This is a genomic window from Halomonas sp. MCCC 1A13316 (assembly GCF_014931605.1).
Lineage (GTDB): Bacteria > Pseudomonadota > Gammaproteobacteria > Pseudomonadales > Halomonadaceae > Halomonas.
In genome coordinates this window covers 934,340-953,857 of the sequence record NZ_CP053382.1, presented here as the reverse complement: position 1 = coordinate 953,857, position 19,518 = coordinate 934,340, and the positions used below count along the sequence as shown (strand labels likewise).

At 62.6% G+C, this 19,518-nt stretch carries 16 protein-coding genes and 5 tRNA genes; 7 read left to right on the top strand and 14 right to left on the bottom strand.

Translation table 11 applies throughout. From position 1 onward, the window contains the following. Window positions 1-58: 58 nt before the first annotated feature. The 3 genes from HNO52_RS04490 to coxB are packed head-to-tail and all read right to left on the bottom strand — an operon-like array spanning window position 59 to window position 3,887. Window positions 59-409, bottom strand: a complete 351-nt coding sequence (locus tag HNO52_RS04490) for a hypothetical protein (RefSeq protein WP_197568012.1) — start codon at window positions 407-409, stop codon at window positions 59-61. Further along, window positions 406-2,937 (bottom strand): cytochrome c oxidase subunit I, encoded by a 2,532-nt coding sequence (gene ctaD, locus HNO52_RS04485; protein ID WP_197568011.1) that lies wholly within the window; start codon window positions 2,935-2,937, stop codon window positions 406-408. Before ctaD ends, HNO52_RS04490 begins: the two co-directional genes overlap by 4 nt. After that, a complete protein-coding gene (gene coxB / locus HNO52_RS04480) occupies window positions 2,934-3,887 on the bottom strand; it encodes a cytochrome c oxidase subunit II (protein ID WP_332107661.1) in 954 nt (317 codons plus the stop codon). Before coxB ends, ctaD begins: the two co-directional genes overlap by 4 nt. A gap of 144 nt (window positions 3,888-4,031) precedes the next feature. Here coxB and HNO52_RS04475 point away from each other — a divergent pair, with 144 nt between their 5' ends. Next, the gene (locus HNO52_RS04475; protein ID WP_197568009.1) at window positions 4,032-4,520 is read left to right on the top strand and encodes a DUF2231 domain-containing protein; all 489 of its coding nucleotides are present in this window, start codon (window positions 4,032-4,034) and stop codon (window positions 4,518-4,520) included. Between the two features lie 50 nt (window positions 4,521-4,570). Here HNO52_RS04475 and HNO52_RS04470 read toward each other — a convergent pair whose 3' ends face one another. Further along, entirely contained in the window at window positions 4,571-4,993 is a 423-nt protein-coding gene (locus HNO52_RS04470; protein WP_197568008.1) for a CopD family protein, read from the bottom strand. A 350-nt stretch (window positions 4,994-5,343) separates the two neighbouring features. On the opposite strand from HNO52_RS04470, the gene HNO52_RS04465 reads away from it, so the two are divergent. Continuing rightward, entirely contained in the window at window positions 5,344-5,658 is a 315-nt protein-coding gene (locus HNO52_RS04465) for a high-potential iron-sulfur protein (RefSeq protein WP_197569095.1), read from the top strand. A 39-nt stretch (window positions 5,659-5,697) separates the two neighbouring features. Here the strand turns inward: HNO52_RS04465 and HNO52_RS04460 are convergent, their stop codons facing one another. From HNO52_RS04460 to HNO52_RS04415, 10 genes are all read right to left on the bottom strand, one after another. Next, entirely contained in the window at window positions 5,698-7,254 is a 1,557-nt protein-coding gene (locus HNO52_RS04460; protein ID WP_197568007.1) for a SpoVR family protein, read from the bottom strand. A 17-nt stretch (window positions 7,255-7,271) separates the two neighbouring features. Further along, window positions 7,272-8,555, bottom strand: a complete 1,284-nt coding sequence (locus HNO52_RS04455; protein WP_197568006.1) for a YeaH/YhbH family protein — start codon at window positions 8,553-8,555, stop codon at window positions 7,272-7,274. A 23-nt stretch (window positions 8,556-8,578) separates the two neighbouring features. Then, window positions 8,579-10,501: a PrkA family serine protein kinase gene (locus HNO52_RS04450; RefSeq protein WP_197568005.1), complete on the bottom strand. Its 1,923-nt coding sequence runs from the start codon at window positions 10,499-10,501 to the stop codon at window positions 8,579-8,581. 424 nt (window positions 10,502-10,925) lie between these two features. Further along, entirely contained in the window at window positions 10,926-12,962 is a 2,037-nt protein-coding gene (locus HNO52_RS04445; RefSeq protein WP_269476076.1) for an FAD-dependent oxidoreductase, read from the bottom strand. 193 nt (window positions 12,963-13,155) lie between these two features. Next, window positions 13,156-13,232 (bottom strand) — tRNA-Asp (locus tag HNO52_RS04440). Window positions 13,233-13,235: 3 nt separating this feature from the next. Further along, window positions 13,236-13,312 (bottom strand) — tRNA-Val (locus tag HNO52_RS04435). Window positions 13,313-13,390: 78 nt separating this feature from the next. Then, window positions 13,391-13,467, bottom strand: a tRNA-Asp gene (locus HNO52_RS04430). A gap of 26 nt (window positions 13,468-13,493) precedes the next feature. Beyond that, window positions 13,494-13,570: transfer RNA gene (locus HNO52_RS04425), tRNA-Asp, on the bottom strand. A gap of 48 nt (window positions 13,571-13,618) precedes the next feature. Continuing rightward, a tRNA-Val gene (locus tag HNO52_RS04420) sits at window positions 13,619-13,694 on the bottom strand. Between the two features lie 128 nt (window positions 13,695-13,822). Continuing rightward, window positions 13,823-14,440, bottom strand: coding sequence for an alpha/beta family hydrolase (locus HNO52_RS04415; RefSeq protein ID WP_332107670.1), 618 nt, complete (start codon window positions 14,438-14,440; stop codon window positions 13,823-13,825). 277 nt (window positions 14,441-14,717) lie between these two features. Here HNO52_RS04415 and ccoN point away from each other — a divergent pair, with 277 nt between their 5' ends. From ccoN to ccoG, 5 genes are all read left to right on the top strand, one after another. Further along, on the top strand, window positions 14,718-16,145 hold the full coding sequence (gene ccoN, locus HNO52_RS04410) for a cytochrome-c oxidase, cbb3-type subunit I (RefSeq protein ID WP_197568004.1): 1,428 nt from the start codon (window positions 14,718-14,720) through the stop codon (window positions 16,143-16,145). A 22-nt stretch (window positions 16,146-16,167) separates the two neighbouring features. Then, window positions 16,168-16,776 (top strand): cytochrome-c oxidase, cbb3-type subunit II, encoded by a 609-nt coding sequence (gene ccoO / locus HNO52_RS04405; protein WP_197568003.1) that lies wholly within the window; start codon window positions 16,168-16,170, stop codon window positions 16,774-16,776. Between the two features lie 2 nt (window positions 16,777-16,778). After that, complete coding sequence (locus tag HNO52_RS04400) at window positions 16,779-17,018, top strand: cbb3-type cytochrome oxidase subunit 3 (RefSeq protein ID WP_197568002.1); 240 nt, start codon at window positions 16,779-16,781, stop codon at window positions 17,016-17,018. Then, complete coding sequence (ccoP, locus tag HNO52_RS04395; protein WP_197568001.1) at window positions 17,015-17,944, top strand: cytochrome-c oxidase, cbb3-type subunit III; 930 nt, start codon at window positions 17,015-17,017, stop codon at window positions 17,942-17,944. The genes HNO52_RS04400 and ccoP overlap by 4 nt, the downstream gene beginning before the upstream one ends. Before the next feature lie 132 nt (window positions 17,945-18,076). Continuing rightward, a complete protein-coding gene (gene ccoG, locus HNO52_RS04390; RefSeq protein ID WP_197568000.1) occupies window positions 18,077-19,516 on the top strand; it encodes a cytochrome c oxidase accessory protein CcoG in 1,440 nt (479 codons plus the stop codon). Window positions 19,517-19,518 lie beyond the last annotated feature (2 nt).

Sequence of the window (19,518 nt, the reverse complement as noted above, 5' to 3'; positions counted from 1 at the left end):
GCTGGCGCGAGTATAGCAGGCCGGCCACAGCGGCTGAATCACGGTTCGACCCTCGCATCTAAATGCAAGGCGGCAGGAACACCACCGGGTAGCCGATGAACAGCGTGGCACCCGCCGAGAACAGATGAATCCCGGCCGAGGTGAAGGCAAAGTAGCAGTCGCGGCGAAGCTCAGCCCGACGGGCCGCCGTGACACCGGCCCAGCTCAGCCCCAGCAGCAGCACGGTGGTGGCCAGCGTGGCCAGCCCCACAGCGACATTGATGCCGGTCAGCGTACCTTGCTCGGGGGCGGGAGGCGACACCGAGCAGGCCACCGAAAGCCCGGCATAGATAGCCACGAACCAGAGCCCCCAGAGGGTTGGGCCGACCACCAGGTGGATGGGATGGGTCATTCTCAACAGCCGCTTCATGACGCCCCTCCCAGCAGAGTCGGCATGACCCAGACAGCTACGAACAGGCTCCAGTAGACGATCAGGTTGTAGTACCACAAGCGTAGCACCACCACCGGCTCGAGGGGCGCCTCGGCGCCGACGAAGCCATAGCCGACTCGCAGCCCTTGCAACAGGCATAACAACGCCCCTAGCAGTGCATGGATCAGCACGTAGGCGAGCGCCACCAGTAGCGTGGCATCGTGGGCGGTTTCGCTGGGCGCCAGCTCCGCCCGCCAGATCACCAGGCCTAGCAGAGCCGACTGCAGCGCGCCGAGCCCGGCGACCAGATACATCCCCCCGCCGAGTCCCGAATCGCTATGCCCTCGCAAGCGGCGCACCAGCTTGGCCAGCCACGCGGTGCCCAGCGTCAGCGCGAGGCCCGCCCCCGCCAGCAGAGGCAGCGAGAGCGGAGACGTTTCCGGCATCTGCCACTCGGGGGCTACGGTCCACAGATAGAACCAACCGAACAGCAGCGAGAGATAGAGCGAGCCGTTGGCCAGGTGGGAAACCGACATGGTCCAGACCCCGGGGCCATTCATGGTGCGTGAATGCAGCGGCGGCTGGCCGGGGGCAACCGTGGCGTCGGGCGCGGCCTTGGGATGCGCCCCGTTCTCCCATGACCAGCGCAGCAGGAACACGACCGCCACCAGGGTCGCCACGCCCGCTAATGGATAGAGCTTGACCAGCAGGCAGATGCACACCACCGCCAGGGCCAGCGCGGCGAAGAACGGCCACCAGGAGTTGGTGGGCAAGTGCACCACTTCGCGCAGCTTGCCGGTCAGGGCATCGCTGCCCCAGGTCTCTCGCCGGCCATGTTCGATGGTGTTGAGACCGTGCTTACCCGCGGCGATGGTACGCGGCAGTTCGGGGTCGTCCCATAGCGGATGGCGCGTCTCGAGCCGCGGCAGGCTGACGAAGTTGTAGGGTGTGGGTGGCTTGGGCATGGCCCACTCCAGGGTGCCGGCATTCCAGGGGTTCTGCGGCGCCTTTCGGCCGAAGCGAAAATGCAGCGTAATGTCGAGAATCAGCAGCGCCACGCCGGCGGACATCATGAAGCCACCGACCGATGAGATCAGGTTGTAGATATCCCATCCCATGGCGCTGTCGTAGGTGAACACGCGTCGGCGCATGCCCAGCAATCCCGTCCAGTGCATGACCAGGAAGGTGACGTTGAAGCCGAGGAAGATCAGCCAGAAGCTCCACTTTCCCAGCCGCTCCGAAGGCATTCGCCCCGAGACCAGCGGCAGCCAGTAGTAGAGCCCGGCCAACAGCGGGAACAGCATGCCCCCCACCAGCACGTAGTGCATGTGAGCGACCACAAAGTGGGTGTCGTGAACTTGCCAGTTGAACGGCACCAGAGCCAGCATCACCCCGGTCAGCCCGCCCAGCACGAAGATTACCAGGAAGCCGACGATCCATAGCATCGGCAGCGACATCACCGGCCGCCCAAGCCACAGCGTGGCGAGCCAGACGAAGATCTGGATGCCGGTGGGGATCGCCACCAGCATGCTTGCCGCCGAGAAGAAGGCCAGCGCCAACTGCGGGATACCCAGCGTGAACATGTGATGCACCCACAGGCCGAAGCTGATGAAGCCCATGATCACGATGGCGGCCACCACCCAGCCGTAGCCGACGATGGGACGCCGGGCGAAGACCGGCAACAAGGTCGAGACGATACCCGCCCCCGGCAGGAAGATGATATAGACCTCGGGGTGACCGAACAGCCAGAACAAGTGCGCCCAGAGTACCGGGTCGCCCCCACCCGCCACATCGAAGAACGGCATGCCGGCGGCACGCTCCAGCTCGAGCAGGACGCTGCCCAGGATCAGTGGCGGGAAGCCGACCACGATCATCAGCGCCATGGCCAGGATGTACCAGGCGAACAGCGGCATCTTGTGCAGCGCCATGCCTTCGGTACGCGTGCGCAGGATCGATACGACCAGCTCCACCCCGGCGGAAAGGGCCGATATCTCGACGAAGGTGATACCCAGCAGCCAGAAGTCCGAGCCGAGCCCCGGGGAGTATTCGCCGCTGCTGAGCGGGGTGTACATGAACCAGCCACTGGATGGGGCCATCTCCAGCACCAGGCTGGAGGTCAGGATGATGCCGCCGAACAGATAGCAGAAGTAGCCGAAGGCCGAAAGCCGCGGGCAGACCAGGTCGCGGGCGCCGATCATCTTGGGGATCATGTAAATCGCCACTCCCTCGAGAATGGGGATGGCGAACAGGAACATCATCACCGTGCCGTGCATCGAGAAGACCTGGTTGTAGGTCTCGTGCGACATGAAGGCGTTGCCGGGGAAGGCGAGCTGGGTGCGGATCAGCATCGCCAGCAACCCGCCGATCAGGAAGAAGACCGCACCGGTCACCATGAAGCGCAGGCCAACGCTGGTATGGTTGACAACGGTCAAAGCGCCAAGGCCCGAAGGATTGGCCCAGACTCTGGCCATGCCTTCGTGCAGCCGACGAATCCCCGGGGGCAGTGTCGCGTCCTTGGTATCGCTCATGGTTCCAACGTCTCCAGCCAGGCACCGATGTCTTCGAGTATCTCGGTATCGATTTGGTTATGGGGCGGCATTCGGTTGCCGGACTTGAGCGTCTGGTGGTGCTGCAGCCAGTAGCCGATGGCTCCCTCTTCCATGGGCAATACACCGGCTCCCAGCGTGGGTCGGGAGCCGATGTCGCTGAGGTTGGGCCCTTGGATGTCGTGAGACTTGTCGTCGACGATGAGCTCCTCGGGAAAGCCGTCCACCGTGTGGCAGGCCGCGCAATGCTCGCCGAAAGCCTCCTGCGCCTCGTCGAACCCACCGCGCAACTCGGGTGGTGAGCGGCGCTCGGCCAGCCAGGCCTCGAATTCATCACGCTCGAGTGCCTCGACGTGAAGCAGCATGTGAGTGTGCTGCGCTCCGCAATACTCGGCACACTGGGCGCCGAAGATACCGGTCGACTCCGCCTCGAGGCGGACAGTGGAGTGGCGCCCGGGCACCATGTCCCGCTTGCCACCCAGACGCGGAATCCAGAAGGAGTGAATGACGTCGGCACTGGTCAGACGAAAGTCGACGGGCTCGCCGGCCGGCATCACCAGCCGATTGGCGGTGACGACGTCTCGCTCGCCGTTCTCGCCGGGGTAGCGCACCTCCCACCACCACTGGTGCCCGATCACCTCGATGCGCTCGGCTTCGCCTTCGGCAAGCGGCAACGGCAGCATGCCGCGGCCGGTGGGCGCGGCGAATACCAACAGCGCAATGATGCTGGCCACCGGCAGTGCAATCCCTCCGCCGAGCACCCAGCGCAGCATGATGCGTCGCTCCTCACGTGCCGTGCGCTGCGGCTGCTCTCGCCGCCGAAAGGTAAAGAGCCATAGCGCGAATACCATCGCGGCAACGAACAGGCTGACGGCAAACATGGCCCACCAGATCCAGAACTGGTCCCGGGCCGCCGGCCCTGCGACATCCATGGTCGACATCTCCCCGCCGCAGCCCGCCAGCAGGCTTGACAGCGAAGTGACGTACCAGGTAAGCCGGGGTGCTCGGTTGACCCGGTTGCAGCCAAGGCGTTGAATGCCAGAGAGAGCTTTGGACAGATCGCAAAGGACGCGAACATGGCTGACCAACCGATACGCTCGATCAAGAGCCGCGCCGGCATTGCCGGCCATCCCCTTCACCCCACTGTGGTCCACTTCCCGATCGCCTGCCTGCTGCTGGTGGTCATCAGCGACGCCGCCTTTCTCTACACCGATGATCCGTTCTGGGCACGCTGCAGCCTGTGGCTCGCTGGTATCGGCGCGCTGGCTGGCTGGCTGGCCAGCACCCTGGGTCTGGTCGACCTGATCTCGCTCAAGCGGGTGCGCTATCTCATCCAGGGCTGGTGCCACGCCATCCTCGCCGTCATGATGCTGTCGCTGGCATCGCTCAATTGGCTGTGGCGCTACCTGGACACGTTCCCCCTGCTGCCCTGGGCCATGGCCCTGTCGCTGCTCACCGCTGCCTTGGTCGGCCTGACCGGCGTGCTCGGCGGCATGCTCGTCTACGATCATGCCGTGGGCGTCGACATCGAAGACAAGATTCGTGCAGCCATCGATGACGACTGAGGCTGTCCATGCCCGGCGGGGCACCGCATTGAACATCTTGGCTCTCCTCGTCATGCCTCGAAGGGGGTGCTCAAGACAAGCACCAGCACCACCAACATCAGCGCTGCCGACACAATGGCAATCAAGGCGCTGGCCACTACCAGACCACGTAGCCGCTCCTGCTCCAGCCGCACGATCAGCCCTCCGCACAGGACGTGGCACAGCACCATGCCGCTGACGGCGGCGAGTTTAAGCACCAACCAGCTCGCTGCAATCTGGCCGACAATGAACAGCACGGTGCCGCTCACGATGGCGAGCAGAGCGAAAGGCGTAGCGATATGTGTGAAAACGAAACGCAGTATGATCGGCACGGGTAGGTCGAACGAGGAAGTTCCCCGCGACCTGGCACCAGCCAGCAACATGGCAGGCAAGTAAAGCAGGGCAGCACACCAGCACACCAGCGTGGCGATGTGCAGAATCTTGATCCACGGCATAACAGCATCCTTGCAGCAGCAGTGTGAACCCACCCTAACCAATGTAGGGCAGCGGAGCCAGGTTTACCGGGCGACTTGATTTCACCATGGCACGGCCTCTCCCCTTACACAAACCGCATCGCTGAAACCGCATGACACCAAGCGGAAACGCAGCGCAACAATCCCCAATTGCTACCTTGGGAGAAAAAGTGTCCCCTCTGCTGATACGAAGAACTTCATGCCTATCGTTGAGTCAGATAGCCAGGCCGGTTTACGGCACCAAGCTTGACGCCAGCCTGGTCTGAAACGGGGTATTTTTCCTTGACCGTGTCGAAGCAGGAGAGCCATCCATGGCCCAAAAGAGCCGCCCCTTGGCCGAACAGAGCCGACGTACCTTTCTACGTAACAGTCTGCTGGGCGTAGCCGCCCTGCCCCTGGGAATCGGCGTCATGTCATCTCGAGCGTTCGCCCAGAGTCTGCCAAGACTCGACCCCGACGACGAGCAGGCCCAGGCGTTGAACTACGTCGAAGCGGCCGAGCAAGCCAGCGACCATCCGGCTTATGAAGAGGGTGAGTCCTGTAGCACCTGCATGTTCTTCGAGCGCCGCAGTGAAGGCTGCCAGCTGTTTCCCCAGAACAGCGTCGAGCCCGGCGGGTGGTGCCAATCCTGGGTCACCGCGGAATGAGCGGGCCCTAGGCCCGCCATCGCCCCTCCCTTCCTCCGATTATTCCTTTCCTTCCTCATCGGGTAGCGGCCATTGATAGCGCCGAACGACCGCTCCCTCTTCGGAGATTGACTCCAGGCGCACGGGGAAGCCCCATAGCTGATGGAGATGCCGGATCACCGGATAGACGCTACGCCCCATGGGACGTCGACTGTCCTGCACGTGGTGCAGGGTAAGCGAGCGATTGCCACGTATGTTGGCCTCGTAGACCTGTATGTTTGGCTCTCGCAGCGATAGTGCATATTGCTGCGCCAAGGCCTCGCGAATCCGGCGATAGCCGCGCTCGTCGTGGATGGCCGACACCTCGAGCATCTCCTCCTGATCGTCGTCGACGATGCTGAACAGTTTGAGGTCGCGCATCACCTTGGGCGAGAGGAACTGCTGAATGAACGACTCGTCCTTGAAATTGTGCATGGCGAAGTGCACCGCATCGAGCCAATCGCTGCCCGCCGTGTCGGGAAACCACTCACGGTCTTCGTCGGTGGGGTTCTCACACATGCGCTTGATGTCGCTGAACATGGCGAAGCCCAGCGCATAGGGATTGATGCCGCTGTAGAAGGGGCTGTCGAAACCGGGCTGACTGACGACCGCAGTGTGCGACTGCAGGAACTCCAACATCAAACCCTCGTCGACCAAGCCTTCATCGTAGAGCCGGTTCATCAGCGTGTAGTGCCAGAAGGAAGCCCAGCCCTCGTTCATGACCTGGGTCTGGCGCTGGGGATAGAAGTACTGTGCCAGCTTGCGCACGATACGCACGATCTCGCGCTGCCAGGGTGCCAGCAGCGGTGCGTTCTTCTCGAGAAAGTAGAGCAGGTTCTCCTGGGGCTCGGGAGGATAGCGCCCCCCCGCGTGCAGCCCCAGAGGGTCTTCGTCGCTATCCAGGCTGCCAGGCAGGGTGTCGTCCTGCTGACGCCCTGGGATGGTACGCCACAGCGTATTGACCTGGGCCTGGAGATACTCCTCGCGCTCCGCCTGGCGCCGCACTTCTTCCTCGGCGGAGATCGGCGACGGCCGCTTGTAGCGATCGACGCCGTAGTTCTGCAAGGCATGGCAGGCATCGAGCAGTTGCTCGACGGCCGTCACGCCGTGGCGCTCCTCGCACTCGGCCACGTATTTGCGTGCGAATACCAGGTAATCGACGATCGAGCTGGCATCGGTCCAGGTGCGAAACAGGTAGTTGCCCTTGAAGAAGGAGTTGTGCCCATAGCAGGCGTGCGCCATCACCAGCACCTGCATCATCAGGGTATTTTCCTCCATCAGGTAGGCGATGCAGGGGTCCGAATTGATCACCAGCTCGTAGGCGAGCCCCATCTGGCCGCGCCGATAGGCCTGCTCAACCGCCAGGAACTGCTTGCCGAACGACCAGTGATGGTAACCCACCGGCATGCCTACGCTGGCATAGGCATCCATCATCTGTTCGGTGGTGATGATCTCGATCTGGTTGGGATAGGTGTCCAGCCGATACTCATCGGCCAGCCTGGCCAGCTCCCGCTCGTAAGCATCGAGGATCTCGAAGTTCCAGTCGGAACCGGTGGCAATCGGCTTGCGTCGGGTCATGTTGCCTCCTCGTTCGCTCAATGGGCGGCGCGGCGCTTGAACAATTCGCGGAACACCGGATAGATGTCGCCCGCCTCGACGATCTGGCGCATGGCGAAACGATCGGGGAATTCTGCGGCCACCGTCTCGTACTCCTCCCACAGCGCCTGGTGCGCGTGAGGAGTGATCTCCACGTAGGTGTAGTACTGCAGGCGCGGCATCAGCGTCTTCATCAACCGCTCGCGACAGTTCACCGAATCGTCGTCCCAGTTGTCGCCGTCCGAGGCCTGGGCCACATAGAGGTTCCACTGGGTCGGGGGGTAGCGGCGGGTAATGATCTCGTCGACCAGCGTCAGGGCGCTGGAAACGATGGTGCCGCCGGTCTCCCGCGAGTAGAAGAACTCCTCCTCGTCGACCTCCTTGGCCGCGGTGTGGTGGCGCACGAAGACCAGCTCGACCTTCTCGTAGTTGCGCTCGAGAAAGAGATACAGCAGCAGGAAGAAGCGCTTGGCGATGTCCTTGTGGGCCTGGGTCATTGAGCCCGAGACGTCCATCACGCAGAACATCACTGCCTTGCTCGAAGGCTGCGGCTGATTGACCAGGTTGTTGTAACGCAAGTCGTAGGTGTCGATGAACGGCACCGCCTCGAGACGCTTTTCGAGACGTTCGATTTCATTCTTGAGTTCGGCGATGCGCGACGGGTTGCGCAGTACCGGGTCCTTGCGCTCCTCCTCTTCCAGCGATTCCTGTGCCTCGCGCAGCGCACGGCGTATAGGGGCGCGCATGGCAATGCGCCTGGCATACGCCTCGCGCATGGAACGTACGATATTGATCCGCGCCGGCACCCCATCACGGGTGACCCCGGCACGCACCGGCTTCACTTCATCCAAGTCCTTGAGCGACTTGCGCTCTAGGTGCGGCAGCTCCAGGCCGTCGAAGACGAAGTCGAGAAATTCCTCGCGGGTCAGGCTGAAGGCGAACTCGTCCATGCCCTCGCCCTGGTTGGAGGCATTGCCCTCGCCGGCCCCCCCTCCACCGCCGCCCCCTCCGGGGCGGCGCAGGCGATCGCCCTCGACGAACTCCTTGTTGCCGGGGCTGACGATGGTGCGCTTGCCGCCCGGGCCGTGCTGGAATACCGGCTCCGAAATGTCGCGAGTCGGAATCGAGACCTTCTCGCCACGCTCCATGTCGGTGATCGAGCGGCGGTTGACAGCCTCCTCGACCGAGCGCTTGATGTGCGTCCGGTAGCGGTCGAGGAAGCGCTGACGGTTCACGGCGCTTTTGTTCTTGGCGTTGGCGCGTCGATCGATGAAATAGGTCATGTTGACCTCCTGGCTCGCGCCGGTTATTGCGATTTACGCACCCGCAGATACCACTCCGAGAGCAGCCGCACCTGCTTCTCGGTGTAGCCGCGATCTTTCATGCGGGCCACGAAGTCCTCGTGCTTCTTCTGGTCCGCGGTCGAGGCCTTGGCGTTGAAGGAGATCACCGGCAACAGCTCCTCGGTGTTGGCGAACATCTTGTGCTCGATCACCCCGCGCAACTTCTCGTAGGACTGCCAGCTCGGGTTCATGCCGTTGTTCTGGGCCCGTGCCCGCAGCACGAAGTTGACCACTTCGTGGCGGAAATCCTTGGGATTCGAGATACCCGCCGGCTTCTCGATCTTCTCCAGTTCTTCGTTGAGTGCTTGACGGTTGAACAGCTCCCCGGTTTCCGGATCGCGATACTCCTGGTCCTGTATCCAGAAGTCGGCATAGGTCACGTAGCGGTCGAAGATATTCTGGCCGTACTCGGAGTAGGACTCGAGGTAGGCGGTCTGGATTTCCTTGCCGATGAAGTCGACATAGCGCGGCGCCATGAACTCCTTGATGTAGCGCAGGTAGCGCTCGAAGGTCTCCTTGGGCAGATGCTCTTGTTCGAGGCGCTGCTCGAGGACGTAGAGCAGATGCACCGGGTTGGCGGCGATCTCGTGGTTGTCGAAGTTGAAGACCTTCGACAGGATCTTGAAGGCGAAGCGGGTGGAGAGCCCGTCCATGCCCTCATCGACGCCGGCCGAATCGCGGTACTCCTGGATCGACTTGGCCTTGGGGTCGGTGTCCTTGAGATTCTCGCCGTCGTAGACGCGCATCTTGGAGTAAATGCTCGAGTTCTCCGGCTCCTTGAGCCGCGAGAGCACCGAGAACTGCGCCAGCATGCGCAGGGTGTCGGGAGCGCAGGGCGCCTGATCGAGCGAAGAGTGCTCGAGCAGCTTCTTGTAGATGTTGATCTCTTCGGTGACACGCAGGCAGTAGGGCACCTTGACGATATAGACGCGGTCGAGGAATGCCTCGTTGTTGCGATTGTTGCGGAACGCCTGCCACTCGCTCTCGTTGGAGTGGGCCAACACGATACCGTCGAAGGGAATCGCCCCCATCCCCTCGGTGGGGTTGTAGTTGCCTTCCTGGGTGGCGGTCAGCAGCGGGTGAAGCACCTTGATCGGTGCCTTGAACATTTCGATGAACTCCATCAGGCCCTGGTTGGCCTTGCACAGGCCGCCGGAGAAGCTGTAGGCGTCCGGATCGTCCTGTGAGTAGAGTTCGAGCTGGCGGATGTCGACCTTGCCCACCAGCGAGGAGATGTCCTGGTTGTTCTCATCCCCCGGCTCGGTCTTGGAGATGGCGATCTGGTTGAGCCGCGAAGGATACAGCCGTACCACCTTGAACTGCGAAATGTCGCCGCCGTACTCCTTGAGTCGCTTGGCCGCCCACGGCGACATCACGCTCTTCACGTAGCGGCTCGGGATACCGTACTCCTTCTCGAGCAGCTCGCCGTCCTCCTCGGGAGAAAACAGCCCCAGCGGCGACTCGAAGACCGGCGAGCCCTTGATGGCATAGAACGGGATACGCTCCATCAACAGCTTGAGCCGCTCGGCCAATGACGACTTGCCGCCGCCCACCGGCCCCAGGAGATAGAGGATCTGCTTGCGCTCCTCGAGCCCTTGGGCGGCATGGCGGAAGTAAGCCACGATCTGCTCGATCGCCTCCTCCATACCGTAGAACTCGGAAAAGGCCGGATAGCGGCGAATCACCTTGTTGGAAAAAATACGGGAGAGCCGCGGATCCTTGGCAGTGTCGATCACCTCGGGTTCGCCGATGGCCTTCAGCATCCGCTCGGCGGCGCTGGCGTAGGCCATGGGGTCCTCACGACACAGCTCCAGATACTCCTGCAGGCTCATTTCCTCCTGCTGGACACGAGAGAAGCGGTTCTGCACATGATCGAAGATGCTCATCGAAGCCTCCTGTTTGCCTACCCTGTCGGCCACCCGGTCGGAATGGCCGCCTTGGGTTACTCATCAGCCTAGCCACTTCGGGGCGGAGTGGGTGGCAAAGAATCAACGCAAGGTAAGGATAATCATGAGAACGCCGAAGGCGCCAAGGGTTCGATGAGTGAACCAAGGTGAATTAAACGCTGTGAGGACGCAGTCTCGCCAGCTGCGCTGGCAGTGCCGGAAAGGATGGAGAGACGCTCCAAAGGCGCACGACGTGTGTCCTGCAGCAAAATCCGCCCCTCGAACGTGCCACAAACAAGGTGATCGGCAACGCGACGGCCGGTCGAGTGACCGGCCGTCGCGCCTTGCTGTTGAGGGCATCATGGGCAGCAAGGGATTTCTTCAGCTTAGCTGCCCAGCCGGGTTCTGCTGTCAACGCTACATGTTACAGTCCGGCCGCCACCCGCGTGCCCTGGTCGATGGCGCGTTTGGCGTCGAGTTCGGCGGCTTCGTCCGCCCCGCCGATCAGATGCACCGCCACGCCAGCCTCTTTTAACGGATCGAGCAGCTCACGCACCGGATCCTGACCGGCACAGACCACCACGCTGTCGACCTCGAGCAGGCGCGGCTCCTCGGCGTGGCGGATGTGCAGGCCCTCGTCGTCGATGCCGACATATTCACAGCCGGCAAGCGCCTCGACGCCGCGATGGCGCAGCGACATGCGGTGCACCCAGCCGGTCGACTTGCCTAACCCCTTGCCGGGCTTGGAGCTCTTGCGCTGCAGCAGGTAGACCTGACGCGGCGTATCGGGCCGCTCGGGCGCCCGCAGTCCGCCCCGCTCGGCGACGCCGAGGTCCACGCCCCACTCGGCACACCAGGCCTCGCGATCCAGTGACGGATGCCCCACGTGGGTGAGCAGCTCGGCCACGTCGAAGCCGATGCCGCCGGCACCGATGATCGCCACGCGCGGCCCCACGCGCTCGGGATGCAGGATCGCCGTGGGATAACTCATCACCTTGGGGTGATCGATGCCCGGCAGGTCGAGCCGTCGCGGGCGGACACCGCTGGCCAGGATCACCGCATCGAAACCACGCAGCGTCTGCACATCCGGCTCGCTCCCGAGCCTCACCGAGACGCCGTGCTTGAAGAGCATCACCTTGTAGTAGCGCAGCGTTTCGTCGAACTCCTCCTTGCCGGGGATCTTGCGCGCCAGGTTGAACTGGCCGCCGAGTTCGCCGGTGCGCTCGAACAGCGAGACGCGGTGCCCGCGGCGGGCGGCGGTAAGGGCAGCCGCCATCCCCGCCGGACCGCCACCGACCACGGCGACGTCGCGCAGCGTCTCGGCCGGTTCGACCACGAGCTCGGTCTCATGGCATGCCTGGGGATTGACCAGACAAGAGGTAAGCTTGCCCTGGAAAGTGTGATCGAGGCACGCCTGGTTGCAGGCGATACAGGTGTTGATCTCATCGTCGCGACCCTCGGCCGCCTTGCTCACCCAGGCCGGATCGGCAAGGAAGGGACGCGCCATGGAAACCATGTCGGCATGCCCATCGGCCAGGACCCGCTCGGCCACCTCGGGCATGTTGATGCGGTTGGTGGTGATCAACGGGATGGAGATTTCGGCCTTCATTCGTCGGGTCACCTCGGTGAAGGCTGCCCGAGGCACGCTTGTGACGATTGTCGGCACGCGCGCCTCGTGCCAACCGATACCGGTGTTGATCAGGCTGGCGCCGGCAGTCTCGATGGCGCGCCCCAGGGCCACTACCTCATCCCAGCTGCTGCCCTCCTCCACCAGATCGATCATCGACAGGCGGAAGATGATCAGGAAATCGTCACCCACTGCTTCACGGATACGTGACACGATCTCGACCGCAAAGCGCATGCGGTTCTCGAATGCTCCGCCCCAGCGATCGTTGCGGTGATTGGTGCGCAAGCACAGGAACTGATTGATCAGGTAGCCCTCGGAGCCCATCACCTCGACACCGTCATACCCGGCCTCACGCGCCAGGGAAGCACAGCGCACGTAATCGTCGATCTGGCGCTCCACCTCGTCGTCGCCGAGCTCGCGTGGGATAAAGGGATTGATCGGCGCCTGGATCGGCGATGGCGCCACCAGCTCGGGGGAATAAGCGTAGCGTCCGGCATGCAGTATCTGCATGCAGATATGGCTGCCCTCGGCATGTACCGACTCGACCACGCCGCGATGGTCGGCCACTTGCTCGGCTCGCTCCAGCGTGGCGGCCCCCTGGAATACCGCGCCCTCTGCATTAGGGGCGATTCCGCCGGTAACGATCAAGCCCACGCCCTCACGGGCGCGCTCGGCATAGAAGGTCGCCAGGCGCGCAAAGCCATTCGGCGCCTCTTCGAGATTGGTATGCATGGAGCCCATCAGCACGCGGTTGGGCAGCGTCAGGTGGCCCACCTCGAGCGGACGAAAAAGATGAGGATAGCGCACGCCGAACTCCTCCTTGGGTTGAGTCACGGTTATTTCAAACAACTGTATGATAGCCAGGCGGCAGGCGCAAAGGAAAAGCGAGCCTTACGCCCAAAGACGCAGTACGCTTTGCTTCGCTACGGGAGACGCCGCGACGCATGCATGCCGGGCGAAGGCAAGACGGAGGGAGTATAGACGATACGAAAAGGCCCCGAGCCGGGGCTCAGGGCCTGAAATCGAATGGCGGACCGGACGGGACTCGAACCCGCGACCTCCGGCGTGACAGGCCGGCATTCTAACCGACTGAACTACCGGTCCGCGTGGTGGGTGATACCGGACTCGAACCAGTGACCCCCAGCATGTGAGGCTGGTGCTCTAACCAACTGAGCTAATCACCCACGGATCGCACTTGCGAAGCTCATGCGAAGTGCTCTTGCAGAGGTACACCTGCATGAGTACACCAAGCCAGGTCATCGTGGCGGACCGGACGGGACTCGAACCCGCGACCTCCGGCGTGACAGGCCGGCATTCTAACCGACTGAACTACCGGTCCAACAGATGACACAGCGATGGAAACGATGGCGGACCGGACGGGACTCGAACCCGCGACCTCCGGCGTGACAGGCCGGCATTCTAACCGACTGAACTACCGGTCCGCTGCTTGCTTCCTACGTGATCACCATTGCTTCGAATTTCGAGAGCGATGGTGGGTGGTACAGGGTTCGAACCTGTGACCCCCAGCTTGTAAGGCTGGTGCTCTCCCAGCTGAGCTAACCACCCCTGGTCACGTGGCGCTGAATTCTACAGGGATCGGCTTGGTTGTCAATGCCCTGGCCACGCAAAACGCTATCGAAGATGCAGGTTCCAGCGGCGACAATCGCTGCAGCCCGCGCCATCCGTAACATTGCTCATCCTGCCGCCCTGTGCTCCTTCATGAAGGCGGCGATCACGGTCGCACCGTACTCGATCAGTTCCGCCTGAGTACGGCCCGATCGTCGTCGCGGTTTCCAGTCGTGGTCGCCATCCTCTAACCAGTGCAGCTGCCTCTGCCCAGCCAGTTCATAATGGGCGACCTCGTCGCGAGTACCGAAGGGATCGCGGCTGCCCTGCACCACCAAAGTGGGACAAGTGATCTGCGGCCAATGCGCGAGGCGCAACTTCTCGGGCTTTCGCGGCGGATGGAAAGGGTAGCCACACAGCACCAAGCCGGCCGCTGGTTGGCGTGCCGCCAACAGGCTGGCCACCCGGCCACCCAGGGATTTCCCGCCGAGCCACAGAGTACCCCCTTGAGGATGTGTCAGAGTGTCGCACCAGCGTGATAATTCTTCTACCAGATGGTCGATGGGCGGCGGTGGTATTCGCTTACCTTCGAGCTGCGCTCGCTGCATGTAGCTGAACTCCACGGCCAGGGTCTGGACGCCTTGCTCGGCAAGCGCATTACGCAATCGACTCATATAAAGCGAATGCTGCCCAGCCCCCGCACCATGGGCGATCAGCAAGCGTCCAACGCCTCCCTCACCCTTCACTTCCAACGGACCGAGCCCGTCTTCAAACCAGCTTCCAGGCTCTCGATCGACCCCCTCTTTGCGCACCTGGATTAAACCAATAGTTACCGTATCTAAACGAGCAAAGTTGGACACACGTCAATTTCCTATACGAGTTTCGCCTGTATCCTTATTTCAGTCTGTCAGGCGGCTGCGCTAGAATCCGCCCTGCTTTCTGACCTGCATCACCCTCAACCGGGAACTTTGCCGTGGCCAGCACCACCGCGAGTTCTCGATACGCGTTCGACGGGAACCTGACATGAGCACAGCACTAGAGCATCCGACCTACAACTACAAGGTAGTTCGGCAGTTCGCGATCATGACAGTGGTGTGGGGCATCGTGGGCATGCTCCTCGGTGTCATCATTGCCGCACAACTGGTATGGCCGCAACTCAACCTCGACTTGCCTTGGACGAGCTTCGGCCGCCTGCGCCCGTTGCACACCAACGCGGTCATCTTCGCCTTCGGCGGCTCCGCGCTGATGGCAACCTCGTACTATGTCGTTCAACGCACCTGCCAGACACGGTTGTTCTCGGACCGACTCGCCGCCTTCACCTTCTGGGGCTGGCAGGCGGTTATCGTGTCTGCAGTCGTGACGCTCCCGCTGGGCTACACAACTACCAAGGAGTACGCCGAGCTCGAGTGGCCGATCAACATCCTGATCGCCGTAGTCTGGGTCAGCTATGCCATCGTCTTCCTGATGACCATCAAGCAGCGCAAGACCTCCCACATCTATGTGGCCAACTGGTTCTTCGCCGCGTTCATCCTGACCGTAGCGGTGCTGCACATTGTCAACAACGCGGCGATCCCGGTGTCGTGGATGTACTCCACCTCCATCTATGCCGGCACCATCGACGCCATGGTGCAGTGGTGGTACGGACACAACGCGGTGGGCTTCTTCCTGACCGCCGGCTTCCTCGGCATGATGTACTACTTCGTGCCCAAGCAGGCCGAGCGTCCGATCTACTCTTACCGCTTGTCGATCGTCCACTTCTGGGCGCTGATCATGATCTACATGTGGGCCGGCCCGCACCACCTGCACTACACCGCCCTGCCCAACTGGGCGCAATCGCTCGGTATGGTGATGTCCATCATTCTGCTGGCGCCCTCATGGGGCGGCATGATCAATGGCATGATGACCCTCTCCGGCGCCTGGCATAAGCTGCGCACCGATCCAACCCTGCGCTTCCTGGTCGTGGCCCTGTCGTTCTACGGCATGTCCACCTTCGAAGGCCCGATGATGGCGGTTAAGACGGTCAACGCACTATCACACTACACCGACTGGACCATCGGCCACGTGCATGCCGGCGCGCTGGGCTGGGTGGCGATGATCACCATCGGCTCCATGTATCACCTGATCCCGCGCCTGTTCGGCCGCACCGAGATGCACTCGGTGGGACTGATTGCCGTGCACTTCTGGCTGGCCACCATCGGCACCGTACTCTACATCGCCGCGATGTGGGTCAACGGTATTCTGCAAGGCCTGATGTGGCGTGCCATCAACCCCGACGGCACGTTGATGTACACCTTCATCGAAGCCGTCGAAGCCAGCGGTCCGGGCTACATCGTGCGCCTGATCGGCGGCCTGTTCTGGGTCACCGGCATGCTGATCATGGCCTACAACGTCTTCATGACCGTCAAGCGCAGCCAGGCCCTGGGCCAGCAGCCGCTGCCGCAGACCGCCTGAGCAACCGGGGAAACCGACACCAATGAAACACGAGATCGTCGAAAAGAACGTTGGTCTACTCGCCGTGCTGATCCTGGTGGCGATCAGTTTCGGCGGCCTGGCCGAGGTCGTGCCGCTGTTCTTCCAGAAGCAGACCACGGAACCGGTCGATGGCCTGCGCCCCCTCTCGGCGCTGGAACTGGAAGGCCGCGGTATCTATCGCCGCGAGGGCTGCGTGGGCTGCCATTCGCAGATGGTGCGTCCGTTCCGCGCCGAGACCGAACGCTACGGCCACTACAGCGTGGCCGGCGAGTCGGTCTACGAGCATAACTTCCTGTGGGGCTCCAAGCGTACCGGCCCGGACCTGGCCCGTGTCGGGGGTCGCTACAGCGACGACTGGCATCGCGCCCACCTGTACAATCCGCGCGACGTGGTGCCGGAGTCGATCATGCCGGCGTATCCCTGGTTGTTCGAAAACACCCTCGACGGCGAGGACACCCCGCGCAAGATGGAAGTCCTGCGCAGCCTCGGCGTGCCCTACACCGATGAGGACATCGAGGGCGCCACCAGCGAAGTCCGTGGCCAGCAGGAAATCACGGCACTGGTGGCCTACCTGCAGCAGTTGGGAACCGTGTTCGAGGGCACGCGCTGATCATGGATACAGGTACCTTTCGCGGCATCATCACCGGCCTGCTGATCATCGCTTTCCTCGGCATCGTCTGGTGGGCCTATTCCCGGCGGCGCAAGCCGGACTTCGACGAAGCGGCTCAGTTGCCCTTCGCCGATGAAGACGAACAATCGAACCGAGACCGCAGCGCCTCGCAGCAGGGCTCGCACCGCGAGCAGGCAGGCGAAGCCGATTCCCGTAAAGACAGGGGAGACGAAAACGCATGAGCAATCTTTGGGATGACTCCCTTTCCGGGTTCTGGAGCGCCTGGATCATCTTGATCACGTTGGGCTCCATCGCCTTCGCTTTCTGGATCCTCTACGCCAACCGCAAGACTGACAAGGTGCCCGATGCCGAAGGCAACGTGGAAACCACCGGCCATGCCGCCGACGAGATCGAGGAGTACGACAATCCGCTGCCGCGCTGGTGGTTCCAGCTATATGTGGCCACGGTGGTGTTCTCGCTCGGCTACCTGCTGCTCTATCCGGGGCTGGGCAATTTCACCGGCCTGCTCGGCTGGACCCAGGAAGGTCAGTGGGAGCAGGAGGTCGCCAGGGCCGAGGAGCGCTTCTCGCCGATCTTCGCCCAGTACGAGGAGATCCCGATTCCTGAACTGGCCCAGGACGCCGAAGCCATGCGAGTGGCCGGCCGGATCTTCCAGAATAACTGTGCGGTGTGCCACGGCGCCAACGCTCAGGGCGGCTATGGCTTTCCCGATCTGACTGACGAAGAGTGGCTGTACGGTGGCGAGCCAGAGCAGATCCTGACCACCCTGGTGCGCGGGCGTAACGGCCTGATGCCCTCCTGGCAGCAGCTTGGCGAGGAGAATATCGAGAACGTCGCCAACCACGTACTGTCGCTCTCTGGCCTGGAACACGACGCCGAGCGCGCCGAACTGGGTTCGGCGGTCTACACCTCGGTGTGTGCGGCCTGCCACGGGCCCGACGGCACCGGCACCCAGGCATTGGGCGCGCCCAACCTGACCAACGACAGCTGGCTCTACCTGGCACCCGGTCAGAGCGTCCTCGATTCGGTACGACAGACCCTGCGCAACGGCCGCAACGGCCACATGCCGGCTCAGGAAGCCTATATCGGCGAAGAGCGCGTCCACCTGGTTGCCGCTTACATCTACAGTCTGCGCGACCGCGACTGAGGCCACCCGCCTCCAGGCGGAGCAGTGCGACCCACCGTCGCACTGCCCCGCCAGGCGACGGGCTCTCGATACAATGAAGCCCTCTTCATTGCCTTCCCCATGCGGGCCAGCGTTGCCCGCCGTGAGTCCGACATGAGCGACAAGATTCCCACTCGAGACGTGACCCCGGAAACGGTGGGCCACCACACGCCCCAGGCGACGGTCCGGCAGGAGATGTACGCCAAGCGGCGTCATATCTACGTGCGCGAGATCAAAGGGCTCTTTCAGCGAGTACGCCGAGTCGCAAACTGGGTCCTGATGCTGGCCTTCTTCGGCCTGCCCTGGCTGACCTGGGGCGACCGCCCGCTGATCTGGTTCGACCTGCCCGGGCGCGAATTCCACATCTTCGCCGCGACCTTCTATCCCCAGGAATTCATCCTGCTCTCCTGGCTGTTGATCATCTGTGCGTTCGGCCTGTTCTTCATTACCGTGTTCGCCGGGCGCGTATGGTGCGGCTATACCTGTCCCCAGAGCGTGTGGACCTTTCTCTACATCTGGGTGGAGCATCGCCTGGAAGGCTCGCGCAATCGCCGCATCAAGCTCGACCGCGAACCGTTGAGCCTGGACAAGGCCTGGCGCAAGGTGGCCAAGCACAGCGTCTGGCTGGCCATCGCACTGGCCACCGGGGTCACCTTCGTCGGTTACTTCACGCCGATTCGCGAACTGGTAGTCGACCTGCCGACGCTCGAAGCGCATGGCTGGTCGTATTTCTGGAGCGGCTTCTTTCTCGTCTTCACCTATCTCAACGCAGGCTGGCTGCGCGAACAGGTGTGCATCTACATGTGCCCCTATGCACGCTTCCAGTCAGTGATGTTCGACGCCGATACGCTGATCGTCTCCTACGATGCTACCCGCGGCGAGCCCAGGGGCTCACGCAAGAAAAGCCTCAGCCATGCCGAGGCCCGTGAGGCCGGCCATGGCGACTGCATCGACTGCGATCTGTGCGTGCAGGTCTGCCCCACCGGCATCGACATCCGCAACGGACTGCAATACGAATGCATTACCTGCGCTGCCTGTATAGATGCCTGCGACAGCGTGATGGACCGCATGAACTACCCGCGCGGATTGATTCGCTACACCACCGAGAACGCGCTGGAGGCAAAGCGGTCTCATATCCTGCGCCCTCGCCTGCTCGGTTACTTCGCCGCCCTGATGGTGATGATTGGTCTGTTCGTCTGGGCGCTGGGCGATCGCATGCCGCTCAATGTCGAGGTGGAACGCGAGCGCGGCCAGCTCTATCAAATGACCCGTGACGGGCGTATCAGCAACGTCTATACCCTGACGGTACGCAACCTCGACGACCGCGATCACGGCTACCGACTCGACGTCCGCGGCCTGCCCGGCCTCGAACTCGATACCGAGACGCTACAGGTACCGGCCGGCTCCTCACGGCTGTTCGCCGTTCAGGTCACGGCCGACCCCGCCGTACTGGAATTGCCCAGCCACCCGATCGAGTTGCTGCTGCAGTCGCAGAACGACGAGAATATCGCGCTCGTGCGCGAAACCCGCTTCATCGGCAATACCCGGAGATGACC

Coding starts and splice junctions, on each gene's coding strand:
- HNO52_RS04490 (WP_197568012.1), bottom strand. CDS start 409: ATGAAGCGGCTGTTGAGAATGACCCATCCCATCCACCTGGTGGTCGGC.
- ctaD (WP_197568011.1), bottom strand. CDS start 2,937: ATGAGCGATACCAAGGACGCGACACTGCCCCCGGGGATTCGTCGGCTG.
- coxB (WP_332107661.1), bottom strand. CDS start 3,887: ATGGATGTCGCAGGGCCGGCGGCCCGGGACCAGTTCTGGATCTGGTGG.
- HNO52_RS04475 (WP_197568009.1), top strand. CDS start 4,032: ATGGCTGACCAACCGATACGCTCGATCAAGAGCCGCGCCGGCATTGCC.
- HNO52_RS04470 (WP_197568008.1), bottom strand. CDS start 4,993: ATGCCGTGGATCAAGATTCTGCACATCGCCACGCTGGTGTGCTGGTGT.
- HNO52_RS04460 (WP_197568007.1), bottom strand. CDS start 7,254: ATGACCCGACGCAAGCCGATTGCCACCGGTTCCGACTGGAACTTCGAG.
- HNO52_RS04455 (WP_197568006.1), bottom strand. CDS start 8,555: ATGACCTATTTCATCGATCGACGCGCCAACGCCAAGAACAAAAGCGCC.
- HNO52_RS04450 (WP_197568005.1), bottom strand. CDS start 10,501: ATGAGCATCTTCGATCATGTGCAGAACCGCTTCTCTCGTGTCCAGCAG.
- ccoN (WP_197568004.1), top strand. CDS start 14,718: ATGAGCACAGCACTAGAGCATCCGACCTACAACTACAAGGTAGTTCGG.
- ccoO (WP_197568003.1), top strand. CDS start 16,168: ATGAAACACGAGATCGTCGAAAAGAACGTTGGTCTACTCGCCGTGCTG.
- HNO52_RS04400 (WP_197568002.1), top strand. CDS start 16,779: ATGGATACAGGTACCTTTCGCGGCATCATCACCGGCCTGCTGATCATC.
- ccoP (WP_197568001.1), top strand. CDS start 17,015: ATGAGCAATCTTTGGGATGACTCCCTTTCCGGGTTCTGGAGCGCCTGG.
- ccoG (WP_197568000.1), top strand. CDS start 18,077: ATGAGCGACAAGATTCCCACTCGAGACGTGACCCCGGAAACGGTGGGC.